The organism is Tersicoccus mangrovi (assembly GCF_036881825.1).
GTDB lineage: Bacteria > Actinomycetota > Actinomycetes > Actinomycetales > Micrococcaceae > Tersicoccus > Tersicoccus mangrovi.
Genome location: NZ_JBAJMW010000004.1, coordinates 116,388 through 133,618, shown reverse-complemented (window position 1 = coordinate 133,618; position 17,231 = coordinate 116,388). Strand labels below are relative to the sequence as shown.

Annotated in this window: 12 protein-coding genes and 1 pseudogene; 10 read left to right on the top strand and 3 right to left on the bottom strand. The window is 69.3% G+C overall.

Features of this window, described 5'->3' with window-relative positions; translation table 11 throughout:
• Positions 1-36: 36 nt before the first annotated feature.
• Positions 37-2,781 (top strand): TrlF family AAA-like ATPase, encoded by a 2,745-nt coding sequence (locus V6N00_RS09105; RefSeq protein WP_334231774.1) that lies wholly within the window; start codon positions 37-39, stop codon positions 2,779-2,781.
• A gap of 481 nt (positions 2,782-3,262) precedes the next feature.
• Here the strand turns inward: V6N00_RS09105 and V6N00_RS09100 are convergent, their stop codons facing one another.
• Positions 3,263-3,694, bottom strand: a complete 432-nt coding sequence (locus V6N00_RS09100; protein WP_334231773.1) for a recombinase family protein — start codon at positions 3,692-3,694, stop codon at positions 3,263-3,265.
• 201 nt (positions 3,695-3,895) lie between these two features.
• Between V6N00_RS09100 and V6N00_RS09095 the strand changes: the two are divergent.
• The 5 genes and pseudogenes from V6N00_RS09095 to V6N00_RS09075 all read left to right on the top strand — a co-directional run.
• A pseudogene (locus V6N00_RS09095) lies at positions 3,896-4,360 on the top strand (TrmH family RNA methyltransferase); the annotation flags it as partial.
• 92 nt (positions 4,361-4,452) lie between these two features.
• The gene (locus V6N00_RS09090; RefSeq protein ID WP_334231771.1) at positions 4,453-4,707 is read left to right on the top strand and encodes a type B 50S ribosomal protein L31; all 255 of its coding nucleotides are present in this window, start codon (positions 4,453-4,455) and stop codon (positions 4,705-4,707) included.
• 141 nt (positions 4,708-4,848) lie between these two features.
• The gene (locus V6N00_RS09085) at positions 4,849-5,925 is read left to right on the top strand and encodes a lipoate--protein ligase family protein (protein ID WP_334231770.1); all 1,077 of its coding nucleotides are present in this window, start codon (positions 4,849-4,851) and stop codon (positions 5,923-5,925) included.
• Positions 5,926-5,966: 41 nt separating this feature from the next.
• Positions 5,967-6,212 carry a hypothetical protein gene (locus tag V6N00_RS09080; protein ID WP_334231769.1) on the top strand — a complete coding sequence of 82 codons (246 nt, stop codon included), beginning with the start codon at positions 5,967-5,969 and terminating at the stop codon, positions 6,210-6,212.
• A gap of 195 nt (positions 6,213-6,407) precedes the next feature.
• Entirely contained in the window at positions 6,408-7,961 is a 1,554-nt protein-coding gene (locus V6N00_RS09075; RefSeq protein WP_334231768.1) for an HNH endonuclease signature motif containing protein, read from the top strand.
• Positions 7,962-8,080: 119 nt separating this feature from the next.
• On the opposite strand, the gene pepN is transcribed toward V6N00_RS09075, so the two are convergent.
• On the bottom strand, positions 8,081-11,104 hold the full coding sequence (gene pepN, locus V6N00_RS09070; protein ID WP_334231767.1) for an aminopeptidase N: 3,024 nt from the start codon (positions 11,102-11,104) through the stop codon (positions 8,081-8,083).
• Positions 11,105-11,178: 74 nt separating this feature from the next.
• Here pepN and V6N00_RS09065 point away from each other — a divergent pair, with 74 nt between their 5' ends.
• The 3 genes from V6N00_RS09065 to V6N00_RS09055 are packed head-to-tail and all read left to right on the top strand — an operon-like array spanning position 11,179 to position 14,555.
• The gene (locus tag V6N00_RS09065; RefSeq protein ID WP_334231766.1) at positions 11,179-12,735 is read left to right on the top strand and encodes a circularly permuted type 2 ATP-grasp protein; all 1,557 of its coding nucleotides are present in this window, start codon (positions 11,179-11,181) and stop codon (positions 12,733-12,735) included.
• Between the two features lie 51 nt (positions 12,736-12,786).
• Positions 12,787-13,704, top strand: coding sequence for an alpha-E domain-containing protein (locus tag V6N00_RS09060; RefSeq protein ID WP_334231765.1), 918 nt, complete (start codon positions 12,787-12,789; stop codon positions 13,702-13,704).
• Positions 13,701-14,555 (top strand): transglutaminase family protein, encoded by an 855-nt coding sequence (locus tag V6N00_RS09055; protein ID WP_334231764.1) that lies wholly within the window; start codon positions 13,701-13,703, stop codon positions 14,553-14,555. The genes V6N00_RS09060 and V6N00_RS09055 overlap by 4 nt, the downstream gene beginning before the upstream one ends.
• A 59-nt stretch (positions 14,556-14,614) precedes the next feature.
• Here V6N00_RS09055 and glgC read toward each other — a convergent pair whose 3' ends face one another.
• Positions 14,615-15,856 carry a glucose-1-phosphate adenylyltransferase gene (gene glgC / locus V6N00_RS09050; RefSeq protein ID WP_334231763.1) on the bottom strand — a complete coding sequence of 414 codons (1,242 nt, stop codon included), beginning with the start codon at positions 15,854-15,856 and terminating at the stop codon, positions 14,615-14,617.
• Positions 15,857-15,978: 122 nt separating this feature from the next.
• Here glgC and glgA point away from each other — a divergent pair, with 122 nt between their 5' ends.
• A complete protein-coding gene (gene glgA, locus V6N00_RS09045; protein ID WP_334231762.1) occupies positions 15,979-17,172 on the top strand; it encodes a glycogen synthase in 1,194 nt (397 codons plus the stop codon).
• Positions 17,173-17,231 lie beyond the last annotated feature (59 nt).

The window sequence follows — 17,231 nt, the reverse complement described above, 5'->3', positions numbered from 1 at the left end:
CTGCCCACGCGCGGGTACGACCTGTCAACATGAAGCATGGCTGAATCACAGGTTGCTGCGCTCGGCGACGACGGGATCCCTATCGCCCAGGCTTCTGGACCTGGCGCGCGGTGGTGGAGCATCGATATTCATGCTCACTCGCCAGCGTCATTCGACTACGGGGGCCTGTCCGATGTAGCGAACACGGGAGAGAAGCCGACGTACAAGGAGTGGATCCAGGCGTACCTCGATGCCGGCGTAGACGGCATCGTGGTCACCGACCACAACACGCACGAGGGCATCGATCAGGCGCGTGAGGCGCTAAGCGAACTCATGGCAGAGAATGATGATCTTCCGCCGTTGGTGATCTTCCCCGGTGTGGAATTGACGGTGACGGGTGGGACTCACGTTCTTGCGATCTTCGACCCGGGCTGCCCGGCTGAGACCGTCAATCAGGTGCTGACGCTGTGCCAGTACAGGGGCACCAGAGGCGACAGCAACCAAACCGCGAACGTTACGGTCAGCGATGCTGCGAAGGTCGTTCATGACAACGGCGGCCTCTTCGTCCCGGCGCATGCCGATGGCCCGCAGGGCGTGTTCGGCATAGACCAGCGGGATCTGCTTGCACTCAAAGAGCACCCCGCCGTCCACGCCGTCGAGGTCATCGAAGAAGCCGGGGTCGAGTTAGCCGAGCGGCACGGATGGGTCGGCCTTATTGGCTCCGACGCCCACCATCTCAGCAGCGACTCGCATACTGGGTCAGGCCCGGCGAAGGCTCCTGGTACGCATGTCACGCTCGTCAAGGCTGAGACGCTCGATCTACACGGTCTTCGACTCGCGATAACGGATGCAACGGAGTCCATACAGCGTCATGTGATGGGCTACATGGACCCGAACGAGGTTGAGCACGGTCACATCGATGCGATCGAGATCCTCCACAACGGGACTACTGAGACGCTCCGGTTCGGCCCATGGATGAACTGCCTCATCGGCGGCCGAGGGGTCGGTAAGTCGACGGTCATCGAGCTGCTCCGGCTGGCCCTCGGGCGCACAGAGGAATTGCCGCCTGGTGTTGCGCGGGACTTGGCAAGGTTCATGCCTGCCGGCGACGCCGATGAGCGGTGGTGGGACGAGAGCACCCGGATCACCGTGCAGTACACCCGGGACGGACGGCCGCTCCGAGTCACCTGGCTTGGCTCCGAACCCGGACGATCGACGATCGAAGTTTGGGATGGTTCCGAGTGGGAAGAGCAGGCGGGGAGGGCGTTCGACCGGACTCCTATTCGGGTCTTCAGCCAGAAGCAGATCTACGAACTGGCAACAAGGACGCAGAGCTTCCTGACCATCCTCGACGACATGCCCGAGATTCGCCGAGCCGAGTGGGACGAGGAGATTGATTCCCTCGAGCTCCAGTTCAAGGCGGAGCGGAACAAGCTGCGCCAGCTGCTGGCGGAGTCTGAGAAGGCCGACCGGATCCGAGGTGAGCTGGAACAAGTCCAGGGCCGGCTCCGTCACCTCGAGGAACTTCGAGCAAGCGACCAGTACAGGGAGCTTGAGACCCTCGAGAACCAGCTCCGGCAGTCAGCTGTGGCAGACGAGCGGGCGGCGGAGATCGAAGGCCTCGCGAGCGACCAAGCACGCACGTTGCGCGGACTCACGACGGATGCCCTGAAGGTAGATGGGTATGCGGGCCGCTCTGCGAAACTGGCGCGCGCTGCTGATCTGCTCGAAGAGGCATCCGGGTTGCTCGGTGAGTCTCGAACAGAGTGGGAGTCGGGGGACACCCGCCAGCAGTGGCAGTCGCGAGTGTCAGAGCTCAACGCATGGCTGGGCGAGCAGGGGGGCTCGTCCCGGGCAACGCCTGACCAGACGCGCCGGGACCGAGAGCGTGAGGCCGAACTGCAGGCTGAGCTCCGCACGGTTGAAAACTCGGATGAGCGGCGTGCGGCGCAACAGGACGTGATCGACGGCATCCTCGACGCCATCGTGAAGAAGCGTCGCGAACTTTTCGAGCGTCGGCAGGCGTTCGTCAAGAGCCTCAGTGCCTCAGATGGCTCCCTCACGAAGGTCGAGGTCTTCCATCAAGGTGATGTGGGCAGCCTCGGCGGAGTGCTCCGCGAGCTGCTGAATTGCCCCGACTCATTCGACTCGGCGTTCGCGAGGGACGGCTTCGCGTCTTTCCTCACCGGCGAGCCCAAGAACCCGAAGTTCCCGGACCGCGTTGTCGGTTTCAAGACGAAACTGACGGAGCTTGCCGAACAAGGTAACTCTTCCGAGATCGGGGCTGCTGTCACAGTCGACGCACGCTTCTACAGCCGACTAGCCAGAGCGGACACGTTCGACATGGTCACCGGGATCATGCTGTGGTTCCCCGATGACCTAGTATCCGTGCGGTACCGGACGCAGGAGTCAGGCAACTTCGTCCCCGTCGACCGGGGGTCCCCAGGTCAGAAGACCGCGGCGCTGTTGACGGTCATCCTCCAGATGGGGACGGATCCTCTTCTCCTGGATCAGCCCGAGGATGACTTGGAGAACAAACTGATCCGGCACCTGGCGGTGGAGACGCTCAAGTCCATCAAGCGGAAGCGCCAGCTCATCGTTTCAACCCATAACGCGAACGTTGTTGTGACGTCTGGAGCGGAGAACGTCCTGGTGGTTCAGCATGGCGACGACGTCCCAAGCGTAGAGGCGGCGGGAACCCTTCAGCAGGCGGCAGTGAAAGACAACGTCTGCGAGATTCTCGAGGGAGGCGAGGACGCAATCAAGACTCGCTACCAACGACTGGTCGGCTCGCTTAGTTAGTTGGCTGACATGACGAGACAGGCCCCACTCGAGGGCCCGTCTCACCGCCGCTGTCCGCGAGGGGAAGCCGAAGCCCGGAAGTCTCGCGGCGAACGCGTCTTCTGATCGTACCCAATTCACTCGCACTGCTGCGGTTGCAGCGCCAGGCACGGGTTCATGGCCGCGTGATCTGAGAACCGGAGGTCGGTAGATCCGCCAGCGCGGCCGCCGACGCGAGTCGCGCCAGCACAACCGCTATACCCCCTCAAGACCGAACTGTACCCGGGCTGAGTGCGATCACATGCGTGACGAGTCCGGGTCGCGGCAGTGGCACAGAGGTCGTGTGGTCTCGTCGCCCCGTCATCTGCGGCGCAGGAGCTTCACTTTCCGCCGAGGACAGCGTGCACGGTCCCGACTGACACGCTGAGCGATCGTGCGATTGAGCGGAGCGTCTCTCCCTCATCACGCTGGGTGAAGATGGCGGCTCGCATGGTGCGGTCGACTACTCGCGGGCGGCCCCGGGATTTCCGCGTTCGCGGGCTGCTTGCAGTCCGTCCTTGATGCTCACGCTCAGGAGCGACCGGCGGATCTCGGTGATTTCGCGTGCACCTTCTCGGACGTCCGACACCCTGTCATAGTCGCCGGCATCGGAACCTTCGAGCACCCTGACCGCGACGCCGTGCTCGACCAAGTCGATCAGCACCTCCCATCCGTCGACCATGCTCTGCGCCAGGTGCCTGACCTTCGCGACGACGAGCCGGTCGCCCGTGCCGAGCTGCTCGAGTGCCGCAAGGGGTTGTGGGCGGTTCTCGATCAGGCGTCGGCGGGACGACTCCTCCTCGAAGACGCGCGCGCAGATCGGCTGCAGCACCTCGTGCTGCCGCTCCGCGTCGCGAGTATCTCCGGTCACTCGCACCAGGCCTATGAGAGCCATGCTGCGTGAATCAAGATCAGTCCTTCTGGGCCCGCCGCCGGCGGCGTCGACGAGGTTTCGAAGTCCTTGGATCGCATAGGTTTATTGAACACGAGGCACCGAAGACCAGACGTCGGTATAAACCCAATTTGCAGCCTGACCAGGGGAAACACGTCTTGGATGTGACTTCGTCGGTGACGCGTGAAAGTCGCGACTGGAGGGCTGGCATATCCAGAACAGATCGCAACACCCAACAACCTTGGGGCGGTCTTCCGCTCCGCTGCCGCGCTCGACGTCGACGCCGTGTTGCTGTCTCCGCGCTGTGCCGACCCGCTGTACCGGAGGTCCGTACGGGTCAGCATGGGCACGGTGTTCCAGGTGCCGTGGGCGCGACTGACCGCGTGGCCCGGCGGGCTCGTGTCGCTGAAGGACGCGGGATTCACGACCGCGGCGCTGGCCCTGAGCGAGACGGCCCAGGACCTCGACACCGCCGCCGTCGACGGGACGCTGCTTCCCGCACTCGACCGACTGGCCCTCGTGCTCGGCACCGAGGGGGCCGGGCTGAGCCGGGAGGCGATCGAGGCGTGCGACGCCGTCGTCCGCATTCCGATGAGCGGGGGAGTCGACTCGCTCAACGTCGCTGCCGCCGCCGCCGTGGCGTTCTGGCACACGCGCCCGATGCGGTAGAGTGGAGGGCTGGCCCGTGCTTCGGCGCTGGTCCCCGCGAACCATTCAGGGTCTGGCCAAATCCAGCCCCGCACACCGAAGGTATCGAACCCATGAAGACTGAGATCCACCCCCAGTACAAGGCCGTCGTGTTCCGCGACCTGGCCTCCGGCACCTCCTTCCTGACCCGCTCGACGGTGTCCTCGGACAAGACCACCGAGTGGGAGGACGGCAAGACCTACCCCCTCATCGAGGTCGAGATCTCGTCGGCGTCGCACCCGTTCTACACGGGCAAGCAGCGCATCATGGACTCCGCCGGCCGCGTGGAGCGCTTCAACCAGCGGTTCAAGAACTTCGGCAAGAAGTAAGCACCGCAGCAGTGCTTGTCGCGGGCCCGCATTCCGGAAGGGATGCGGGCCCGCCGTCGTTGACGCCCGTGGACAGCGCCACGGTGACGACGTCACGGCTAAGAAGTCACGGCGAAGAAGCCACGGGACGAAGGAGAGGTCATGACCGGACAGACGCCCGCAGTCCAGCACGGGGAGTACAAGGTGCCCGGGGGTAAGCTCGTCGTCGTCGACCTGAGGGTGGACGACGGACGGCTGGCGGACGTGTCCATCAGCGGCGACTTCTTCCTCGAGCCGGACGACTTCCTCCCCGTGCTCAACGGGGCGCTCGACGGGTTGGACGCGAACGCCGCGCCGTCGGCGCTGACCGCCGCGCTCGACGCCGTCGTCACGGAGGACACCCGGCTGCACGGCTTCTCGACGGCGGCGATCACGGTGGCCGTCCGGCGTGCCCTGGGCAAGGCGACCGGCTGGACCGACCACGAGTGGGAGATCATCACCGACGCCGCGTTCACCACGTTGATGCACGTCTCGCTCGACGAGGTGCTCACCGAGGAGGTCGGGAACGGGACGCGGCGCCCGACGCTGCGGTTCTGGGAACTCGCCGATTCGCCCAACGTGTACATCGGCAGCTTCCAGTCGCTGCGCAACGAGGTCGATCCCGAGGGGGCGCGGGAGACCGGGGCCCACGTGGTGCGGCGCATCACCGGCGGCGGGGCCATGTTCACCGAGCACGGCAACGCCATCACGTACTCGATCTACGTGCCGCAGACGCTCGTCGACGGGCTCAGCTACACCGATTCCTACGCGTTCCTCGACTCCTGGGTGATGGCGTCGCTGGAGAAGATCGGCGTGACGGCGTTCTACCAGCCGATCAACGACATCGCCACGCCTGAGGGCAAGATCGGCGGGGCCGCGCAGAAGCGGCTCGCCAACGGGGGTCTGCTGCACCACGTGACGATGTCCTATGACGTGGACGCGGACAAGATGGTCAAGGTCCTGCGGATCGGCAAGGAGAAGATGTCCGACAAGGGCACCCGCAGCGCGAAGAAGCGGGTGGACCCCCTGCGCCGGCAGACGGGCATGACCCGCGAGGCGATCATCGACGTCATGGCGCAGACGTTCATCGAGCGCACCGGTGCGGTCCACGGTGAGGTGACCGAGGCGGAACTCGCCGAGGCACAGCGCCGGATCGACACGAAGTTCGGCACCGAGGAGTGGCTCACGCGGGTGCCATGAGGGGCCACGGCGCTTCTCGTGGCCGCGGTGAGCCCGGGCGCGTGACCGATATCGCGATGCTGACGGCGCTCGAATTGGCCCTCGTCCTCGTCCTCGGCTCCCTGACGCTGCTCGCCCGAAACGCCCGACGGCGAGGAGTGGCGGGCCGGGCGTTCGCGGCAGCGATGGCCGCCGACGACGAGGGCTTCCACGGCACCGCCCTCGACGCCTTCGTGGAAGTCGCGGCGGCGGAGGAGCGGGCGGAGCGGCCCCCGGTTCTCGGGTCCGGCGAGGGACTCTGCGCCTGACGTCCCGCTACGTCGAGTTGTGTCGGTGGTGGGTGGTTCAGTGGATTCATGGAGGCCCCACCGGTTCCGTCGCCCACATCGCCACCGCGGTCAGTGGCGTGGGCCAGGGAGCTGCCCGGCCTCGAGTTGTTCCCGTCGTCCTTGGCTCTGGGCGATGCCGCCGGCCCGGAGACACCGGACGATGACGCGCTGAGGGTGGCCGCCTTCGTCGCTCATGTGGCTGATCCGAACGCCGCGACCACCGTGACTGGTGCCGTCTCGGCACTGGAGGACGTCCGTCGAATCGAGTCGTGGGCGGCGTGGGCCAAGCACCGGCTTGCGGCAGCTGCGGTCCAGGCGGCGAAGGGCGAGCATGAACGCTGGCTGATGACGTCGACGGTCGATGCCGACGATCGTCCTGGTCTGGCTCGGGCCGAGCGCATGGCGGTCGGAGAGCGGAGCGGAATCGCGGAAGTCGCCTGCGCACTGCACGTCAGTGAGGGTGCCGTGCACGCGCTGGTGACGCGGGCGGAGACCTTGACCGGGTGTCTCCCGCGTACGTCCACGGCCCTGCGAGCTGGAGCGATCTCGGCGACAGCGGGCATGCTGATCGCCGACGCGGCACGCGAGTACGCCGAGGAACTCCCGTCCGCTTCGGACGAGGCGACCGTGGACTGTCTGACCATGGCGATCGAGGCGACGGAGAGTGGGCTCCTCCACGCCGCTATCTGCGGCCGGACGAAGGCGGAGCTCGAGGCCCGCGCACGGAGACTCAGGGAGCGCTGCCATCCATCTTCCTTCACCGAGCGCGAGCGGGCGGCGCGGGCCGAGCGGTATGTGCGGATCAGCACGGACCGCGACGGTATGGCGCGCCTGTCGGCTCTGCTGCCGGCTGCGGTCGCCTATCGGATCGACGGCCGGTTGTCTGCACTCGCTCGGACGGTCCAGGCAGCAATCGCGGCCGGCGATGAGTCTCAAGGCGCGTCGATCGACGCCGAGCCGGTGGGTGACGTCGTCCCCGACGTGCCGACGATCGGCCAGCTGCGCGCCGACGTTCTCGCTGCTCTGGCGGCCGGCTTCCCTCACCCTGATGGGGATCGCGAAGCCGCTCGCAGGGCCGGAAGGGACACGTCGCCGGGCGCGGCGGTCGCGTCTGCTGCCGCGGGTTGGGACGGTGTCGACCCGGTGCCGCGGGTGCTGCTGACGGTTCCGGCGGAGACCCTGCTCGGCGGCGACGAGCCGGGCTGGCTGGGTGCCTTCGGCCCGATTCCCGCAGCCGACGCGCGTGACCTGGCGGCCCGGGCCACCTCCTTCATGCTGGGCGTGACCGCCGACGACCAGCCGCCCGCCGGCGAGAATAACGACGCCGGCGACGAGCGCACCGGCACCGTCGACGGCGGGCCAGCCGCCCGGGTGGTCCCGGTCCTGATGACCGACGGCGCCCAGTACCGGCTGCCGGTGGCGGTGCGTCGAGCGCTGGCCGTGCGAGACGGCACCTGCCGCTTCCCGGGATGCCGGCGTTCGGCCGCCCGGTGCGATGTCGACCACGTCGTCGCCTGGGCCGACGGCGGAAGCTCCGTCCCCGAGAATCTGGCGCACCTGTGCCGCAAGCATCACGTGCTCAAGCACCACTCGGGGTGGTCGGTCAACGTCGGACCACCCGGCAACGCGACCGAGGGATCGCCGCCGGACGCGAGCGCCCGCCTGATCTGGACCTCACCGACCGGTCGGCGATACACCACCGAGCCGGACGACCCGCCGCCGTTCTGACCCGCCGCCGTTCAACCCGCGGCGCCCTCTGACCGGCGTGCACGGCGACAGCCGAACCGTGGACGCACGGTGCCGATTCGACGCTCAACCCTCGCTCGCGCCGGCCAGGACGTGGCCGCTCAGCGAAGATCCTCGAAGCACTCCTCGCCCGGTCGCCAGACCATCCAGGCTCGATCGGCGAATCCGCTCAGTTCGGCGATCTCGACGAACACGTCTTCCCTGGCGGGGTGGAGCACGACCGCGCCGGTGTCCAGCTCGATCCGGATCCCGCTACCGGTGGCCTCGCTCGTCGCCGTCACCGTCCCGGGGCAGAGCTGGCGGAGCGCATCCGCGTAACCCAGGTCCGGTTCCCGCCAGAGGCGGCCGTCTGCCTCCACGACGGGCCACACATAGCAGTTCAGGACGACGGGTCCGGAGGCGGGGGATGACCCATCGAACCGGAGCTGGACATAGTCGTTGACCACGAATTCCACCGAGTACATGCGGTCGCCGATCAGGCGCGACAGCAACTCGTTCGGAACGTACGGACCTGCGTGCGTGGCGACCTCGCCGCTCGCTGCGGCCTGTGCGCGGAGGGCTCGCAGCAGGCCGTCCTGTTCCTCGACGAGGATCCGCCGCAGCGCTGCGGGCGCGTCCGGGTTCGCGTCCAGCCATGCGCCGGCGCGCACCACCACCGGGTGCTCCGCCGGCTCGGTGCCCGGCGTCAGCTCCTGGGCCGGCGGGAACAGGCCGCGCACCAGGCGCGAGGCCATCTCGATGCTTCGCCCCTCCCACCAGTCCGACACCGACGCGAAGTACGGCTCGGTGAACGGCTCCGCCGTCGCCGCGTCCGTCAGCGCGAAGCCCCGCAGCGACGCGGACAGCAGCTCGTTCGAGAGGCTCTCGTCCCCGGTCACGCTGTCCCACACCCGCTGCTTGACCGCGGCACCCGGCCGCGCGCTGCGAGCGGTGAGCGCCTGACGCCGGCCGTCCGCGGTCTCGTCGCGGGCCAGCTCCGCCGCGATGCGGTCGTCGGACACGGCGTCACGTGCCGCCAGCGCCACCAGCACGCTCCAGCGCAGGTCCTGGTTGGTGACCAGCGGCTCAAGGGACGCAGCCGCCGCGGATGGCTCGTTCGCCAGCGCGTCCAGCAACTCAGCCTCGCCGCCCCCGTGCGCCGCGGCCACCGCGAACAGCCGCGCGAAGGTCAGCGATCCCGTCGTCCGCACCTGGTCCGCGAGCGCCCCGAGCAGGACGTCGAGCAGAGCGCGCCGCCCCCCGGGAGGCGTATACCGGATCACCGCGGTCAGGGCCTGCGAGAACAGCATCTGCCGCACCCCGTCGTCGGTCTCCGAAGCCCCCGCCCGGGCGACCGTGCGCACGTACCGCTCCGCCGGCAGGGCGGCGTCCCGGGTCATCGCCCACAGAGCCGACCAGCAGACGGTGCGCGCCATCTCGTCGTCGATGTCCTCGATCCGGTCCAGCACCGTCGCCAGGCTCTCCGGGTCGAGCGCCACCGTCGCGTAGGTCAGGTCCCCGTCGTTGGGCAGCAGCAGGGGAGCATCCGCGGCGCCGGGCACCGACACGGAGACCGTCGCTGCCGCGAGCTCCGCCGGCACCCGCGTCGACGCGCGCAGCCGGCCATCGGCCTCTTCGCGGTACGCCCCGATCACCAGGGCGTGGGGCCGCACCGCCGGCTCCCCGGTCACCGGGTCCGTCCCCGACTGGCGCAGCCGCACCGTGTCGCCCGCGGAGGGCCGCTCCACCGCGATCGTGCTGATCCCCGCGGTCTGCAACCACGCGGCCGCCCACGCCCCCATGTCCCGACCGGACGCCTCGCTCAGAGCCGCCAGGAAGTCCGCCAGCGTCGTGTTGCCCCACGCGTGCTCGCGGAAGTACGCCCGCGACGCCGCGTCGAACGCCTCCTGCCCGACGAACGCCACCAGCTGCTTGAGCGCCGAGGCACCCTTCGCGTAGGTGATGCCGTCGAAGTTCTGCTTGGCCGCGTCCAGGTCGACGATGTCCGCGACGATCGGGTGCGTCGTCGGCAGCGCGTCCTGCACGTACGCCCACGCCTTGCGCCGGTTCGCGAAGGTGACCCAGGACCCCGGGTACAGCCCGGTGTCCGCGAGCGACGCCGAGCCCATGAAGTCGGCGAACGACTCCTTGAGCCACAGGTCGTCCCACCAGCGCATCGTCACGAGGTCCCCGAACCACATGTGCGCCATCTCGTGCATGATGACGTTCGCGCGCCCCTGGTACTGGATCTCGGTGGCCTCGGTGCGGAACACGAACGCCTCCGTGAAGGTCACCAGGCCCGGGTTCTCCATCGCGCCGAGGTTGTACTCGGGCACGAACGCCTGGTCGTACTTGCCGAACGGGTAGGGGACGCCGAACCGCTCCTGGTAGTGGTCGAGGCCCGCCCGGGTGACGTCGGCGATCCGGTCCGCGTCGAGGTGCTCGGCCAGTGACGCCCGGCAGAACACGGCCATCGGCACCTCGAGCGGCCCGTCCGGCGTCGTCACCGTGTGCTCGGCGTCGGCCTGGTGATACGGGCCGGCGAGCACCGCCACGAGGTAGGTGGAGATGGGCTCGGTCGGCGCGAAGTGGCGCACGGTTCCGGAAAAGTCACCGGAAGAGTCACCGGAAGAGGCGACCTCGGCCCCGTTGCCGCGCACCACCCAGTCCGCCGGCGCGTCCACGTGCATGGTGAAGCGCGCCTTCAGGTCCGGCTGCTCGAAGACCGGGATCCACCGGCAGCAGTCCGCCGGCTCGTTCTGCGTGTACAGGTACACGCGCCCGTCCGCCGGGTCGACGAACCGGTGCAGCCCCTCGCCGCTGCGGCTGTACAGGCCGGTGGCCCGGACCCGGACGACGTTCTCCGCCGCCAGAGAGCGCAGGTGGATACGCTGCCCGTCCACGACGTCGGCCACGTCCAGGGCCGTCCCGTTGAGCGTGACCTCCTCGACCGAGGCGCCGATGAAGTCGAGGAAGGTGTCCGCGCCGGCGGACCCGCAGTCGAACGCGATCTCGCTGACCGTGCCGAACGTCGTCGCGCCGTCCGCCTCTGCCCCAGTGAGGTCCAGGTGCACGTCACAGGCGTGGACGGTGATGAGGGCTGCGCGGGCGGCCGCCTCGTCGCGGGTGAGGTTCAGGGAGGGCATGTGGCCCATTCAAACACCCGCACCGAAACGCGCCGGTGATGTGATCGACATCGATCCGTGGCACGCTGTGGACCATGTCCGACCTGTTCGACGACTACGACCACGCCACGGCCCGGACCCGCGCGTACGACGAGATGTTCGACGACGGGCAGTCCGTGCGTGCCGCCTACCGGCAGGTCGAGGACGTGCTCGGCGAGCTCACCCTGCACGACGTCTCCGCCCGGGCCGACTCCATGGCCCGCACCTTCCTCGACCGCGGCGTCACCTTCGACTACGCGGGGGAGGAGCGGCCCTTCCCGCTGGACATCGTCCCGCGGGTCATCCCCGCCGCCGAGTGGGACGTCCTGGAGCGCGGGGTCGCCCAGCGGGTCCAGACCCTCGAGGCCTTCCTCGACGACGTGTACGACACGATGGCGGTCGTCGCCGACGGCGTCGTGCCCCGCTCCCTGATCACCTCCAGCTCCCACTTCCACCGCTGCGTCGCCGGCTTCCGTCCCGCCGGCGGGGTCCGGGTGCACGTCTCCGGGATCGACGTCGTCCGGGACGACGCCGGCTGCTTCCGCGTGCTCGAGGACAACGTGCGGGTGCCCAGCGGCGTCTCCTACGTGATCGAGAACCGGCGCGCGATGGCCAAGGGCTTGCCCGAGGCGTTCAACCAGCAGGACATCCGCGGCGTCGACGAGTACCCCCGCCGGCTGCTGCAGGCCCTGCGCAAGACGGCGCCGTCCTCGGTCGCGGACCCGACCGTCGTCGTCCTCACCCCGGGCGTCTTCAACTCCGCCTACTTCGAGCACACCCTGCTCGCCGGGCTGATGGGCGTCGAACTGGTCGAAGGGCGCGACCTCGTGTGCCGCGCCAACCGCGTCTACATGCGCACCACCGCGGGCGAGCAGCGGGTCGACGTCATCTACCGCCGGGTCGACGACGCCTACATCGACCCGCTCCAGTTCCGCTCGGACTCCCTGCTCGGCTGCCCGGGCCTGATCAACGCCGCCCGCGCCGGCAACGTCACCATCGCCAACGCGGTGGGCAACGGCGTCGCCGACGACAAGCTGATCTACAGCTACCTGCCGGACCTGATCCGCTACTACCGCGGCGAGGACCCGATCATCCCCAACGTCGACACCTTCCGGCTCGGCGAGGCCGCCGCCCGCGAGGAGGTGCTCGACCGCCTCGACGAGCTCGTGGTCAAGCCCGTCGACGGCTCGGGCGGCAAGGGCATCGTCATCGGCCCCGACGCCACCCGCGAGGAACTCGACGCCCTGCGTGGCCGCATCCTCGCCGACCCCCGCGGCTGGATCGCCCAGCCGGTGCTGCAGCTCTCCACCGTTCCCACCCTCGCCGGCGATCGCTTCGGCCCCCGGCACGTCGACCTGCGGCCCTTCGCCGTCAACGACGGCGACGAGGTGTGGGTGCTCCCCGGCGGACTGACCCGGGTCGCCCTGCAGGAGGGGTCCCTGATCGTCAACTCCAGCCAGGGCGGCGGCTCGAAGGACACCTGGGTGGTCGGCGACGGGCCGGCCCCGGCCATGCCGCACACCCCGGCACCCCTGCCCGGGCGGGAACGCATCTCGGTGTGGCCCATCGAGAGCAACGCCCGGGACCGGCAGGACGAAGCCCAACAGCAGTAACCAGCGTCAGCGAGAGTCAGCAGCGAGCAGCAGGAACGGAAAGGAGACGGGATGCTCAGCCGGATCGCCGAGTCGTTGTTCTGGATCGGCCGCTACGTCGAGCGTGCCGACGGCACCGCGCGCATCCTCGACGTGCACCTGGAACGCATGAACCAGATGAGCGCCGCGGACCAGGAACTGGTCGCGCGCCGGCTGCTCGCGGTCATGGGCACCGGGCGCGGCGACGAGGGCATCGGTATCGGCCCGCTCCTGGACGCCCTCGCCTACGACCGCAGCTCGCCCGCCTCGATCGCCGGGGCCCTCGGCGCCGCCCGCGAGAACGCGCGCCGGGCCCGCGAGACGGTGTCCTCGGGCCTCTGGGAGTGCCTGAACACCACCTGGTACGGCCTGAGCCAGCACCGCAAGGACGTCGTCGGCACCTACCGGTTCTGCACCTGGGTGGGCGAGCGGACGGCGATGGTGCGCGGCCTCGCGGACCTGACCATGAGCCACGACGAGAGCTGGGTGTTCATGGTGCTCGGCCGCAGCCTCGAGCGGGCGGACATGACGGCGCGCATGCTCTCCACGCGCGACGTCGCCAACTCGTGGGTGACGATGCTGCGCTGTGCGGGCGCCTACGAGTCGTTCCTGCGCAACCAGCGGGCCGCGTTCGGCGACGAGGAGGCCGCCGAGTTCCTCCTGCTGGACCGGCTCTTCCCGCGCTCGATCGTCTACGCCCTGACCGAGGCCGAGACCGCGCTCGAGCAGCTCGACCCGTCCAACCAGCGGATCGGGTTCCTCGACGACGCCCGTCGCCTCGTCGGCCAGGCCCGCTCGTTCCTCGAGTTCCACCAGACCGCGGACCTGCTCGACGAACTGCCCGAACACATGGACCGGGTGCAGCAGGCCTGCGCCCGCGCCTCCGACGCCATCTCCCGGAAGTACTTCTCCCGGTCCGAGAGCCTCGAATGGGTGGGGGAACTGTCATGACCCGGCTGCGGATCTCCCACCGGACCACGTACGACTACGTGCGCCGCGTGTCCCTGTCCTACAACGAGGCGCGCATGTCGCCGATCACCGACCCCCACCAGGTGGTGCTCGAGTCCTCCCTGACCGTCGGTCCCGAGCAGGCCGCCGTCGAGACCTACCGCGACTACTGGGGCACCCGTGTCACCAGCTTCGACATCACCAGCCCGCACGACAGGCTGGCCGTGCTCGCCGAGGCGACCGTCGAGGTGCACCGCGGCCGCGGTCCCGGCGAGGTCGACGCCGACCCCGTCGACTGGGACGAGCTTCACGGCCCGGCCGCGCAGAACCGGTTCTCGGACTGGTTGCCGCAGACCCCGTTGTCCGGACCCGGCGACGAGGTGATCGCACTCGTGCGCGACGAGGTGCGGGGCCTGAACCCGCACGAGGCGGCGATGGCGGTCTTCGCCTGGATGCGGGGGCAGATGAGCTACGTGCCCGGCGCGACGCACGTGCACTCGAACGCCGAACACGCGTGGACCGCCCGCAAGGGCGTCTGCCAGGACCTCGCGCACCTGGGAGCGGGCGCCCTGCGCAGCCTCGGCATCCCGGCCCGCTACGTCTCCGGCTACCTGCACCCCCGGCCCGCGGCCGGGATCGGCGAGGAGGTCGTCGGAGAGTCCCACGCCTGGGTCGAGTGGTGGGACGGCGCCTGGCGCGCCTGGGACCCGACCAACACCGGGCCGGTCGGGGACCTGCACGTCGTCGTCGCCCGAGGCCGGGACTACCGGGACGTCACGCCCCTGAAGGGCATCCTCTCCGGTGGCGGCGGCTCGACGCTCGCCGTCCGGGTCGCGGTGACACGGCTCGCGTGAGCCAGGCCGCCGCGCCGGTCGGCCGATGAAGCGCCGGCCGGCCGGCGGAGGCATCGGTCTCAGGACGCGGCGACCGTCACACCCTTGCTGACGACGGTGATGCCCGAGTCGGTGACCTTGTACCCGCGGGAGCGGTCCAGTTCGGCGTCGACGCCCACGGTGGCGCCGTCCTCGAGCCGGACGTTCTTGTCGAGGATCGCGCGCTTGACCACGGCGCCCCGCCCGATGAGGACGTTGTCCATCAGCACGCCACCCGAGACGCGCGCGCCGTCGGAGACGAACACGTCGGGGGAGAGCACCGAGCCCTTCACCAGGCCGCCGGTGACGACGGCGCCCGGGCCGACGATCGAGTCGTAGGCGACGCCCCAGTCGGGGTTGCGGCCCCGCACGAACTTCGCCGGCGGCGACGTGATCTGGCGGGTGTAGATCGGCCAGTCCATGTTGTAGAGGTTGAAGATCGGCAGCGGCGAGATCAGGTCCATGTGGGCGTCGTAGAACGAGTCGATGGTCCCGACGTCGCGCCAGTACCGGCGATCCCGTTCGGTGGAGCCGGCCACCGAGTTCTCCGTGAAGTCGTAGACGGCGCAGTCGTTCCGGTCCACGAAGTAGGGGACGAGGTCCCCGCCCATGTCGTGCTTGGTGTCGAGCCGCTCGTTGTCGGCCCGCAGCGCCTCGACGAGGGCGTCCGTGGTGAACACGTAGTTGCCCATCGATGCGAGGAAGCTGTTCGGGTCGTCCGGCAGGCCCTCGGTCGTCGGCGGCTTCTCGACGAAGCGGGCGATCCGGGACCGGTCCTGCGGGTCCGTCTCGATGACGCCGAACTGGGACACCTGGTCGAGCGGCTGACGCACGGCGGCCACCGACGCGGAGGCGCCCGAGGCGATGTGCGCGTCCACCATCTGGGAGAAGTCCATCCGGTACACGTGGTCCGCGCCGACGACGACGACGATGTCGGGCCGGGCGTCGTGGATGAGGTTGAGCGACTGGTAGATGGCGTCCGCGCTGCCCTGGAACCAGCTCTTGCCGACGCGCTGCTGGGCAGGCACGGAGGCGACGTAGTTGCCGAGCAGGGTGGACATCCGCCACGTCTCGGAGATGTGCCGGTCGAGGCTGTGCGACTTGTACTGGGTCAGCACGACGACCTGCAGGTACCGGGAGTTCACCAGGTTCGAGAGGGCGAAGTCGATGAGGCGGTAACTACCGCCGAACGGGACGGCGGGCTTCGCGCGGTCCATGGTCAGCGGCATCAGGCGGTTCCCCTCGCCGCCGGCCAGCACGATCGCGAGGACTTTGGGGCTCATGAGGGCATCACTGACCTTTCTCGACGTGCACCCCGCGAGCGGGATGCCGGCTGGTGCTCCGACCTGCGGCGTCGGTGAGACTCACACTAGAGGACACCGCCGACAGGCACTACCTTGGCACTGTGCGCATCGACATCGTGAGCAAGGAGTTCCCGCCGGACATCTACGGCGGGGCAGGAGTCCACGTCGCGGAGCTGAGCCGTGTGCTCGCCTCCCAGGTGGACCTGTACGTGCACTGCTTCGGTGCCGCGCGGGACACCGACTTCCACGGCGCGACCGTGCGCGCCTACCCGAACCTGACGGAGCTCGGCGACGCCAATGCGGCGCTCCAGACGTTCGGTGTCGACCTGGCGATCGTGCCCGGCATCGCCGGCGCCGACCTCGTCCACTCCCACACCTGGTACGCCAACCTCGCCGGGCACCTGGCCAAGCTGCTGCACGGCATCCCGCACGTGCTCTCCGCCCACAGCCTCGAGCCGCTGCGGCCCTGGAAGGCCGAGCAGCTCGGCGGCGGCTACGCGCTGTCGTCGTGGGCCGAGAAGACCGCCTACGAGGCGGCCGACGCGATCATCGCCGTGTCCGCCGGCATGCGGGCGGACATCCTGCGCTGCTACCCCGACGTCGACCCGGCGAAGGTCAAGGTCGTGCACAACGGCATCGACGTGAGCCTGTGGGAGCCGGACCTCGAGACCGACGTGCTCGAGTCCTACGGCATCGACCCGCACCGGCCCTCCGTCACCTTCGTCGGCCGGATCACCCGGCAGAAGGGGGTGCCCTACCTGCTCCGTGCCGCCAAGCTGCTGCCGCCGGAGGTGCAGGTCGTCCTGTGCGCCGGGGCCGCCGACACGCCCGAGCTCGGAGCCGAGGTCAACCAGCTGATCGAGGAGCTGAAGGCCGAGCGCGACGGCGTCGTGCTGATCGAGAAGATGCTGCCGCGGCGCGAGCTGATCCAGATCCTCTCCCACACCACGGCGTTCGCCTGCCCCTCGGTCTACGAGCCGCTCGGCATCGTCAACCTCGAGGCCATGGCGTGCGGGGCCGCGGTCGTCGCGAGCGCCACCGGGGGCATCCCGGAGGTGGTCGACGACGGCGTCACCGGCCGGCTCGTGCCGATCGAGCAGGTGCAGGACGGCACCGGCACCCCGCTGGACCCCGACCGGTTCGTCCGGGACTTCGCCGCCGCCCTGACCGAGACCGTGAGCGACCGCGACGAGGCCCGGCGGATGGGCGAGGCCGGGCGCCGCCGCGCCCAGGAGCACTTCTCGTGGGAGTCGATCGGGCGGACGACGATGGACGTGTACCGCAGCGTGCTCTGAGCGGCCGACCCCTCAGACGGACAGCGGCCCCGGACGGTGATCCGTCCGGGGCCGCTGTC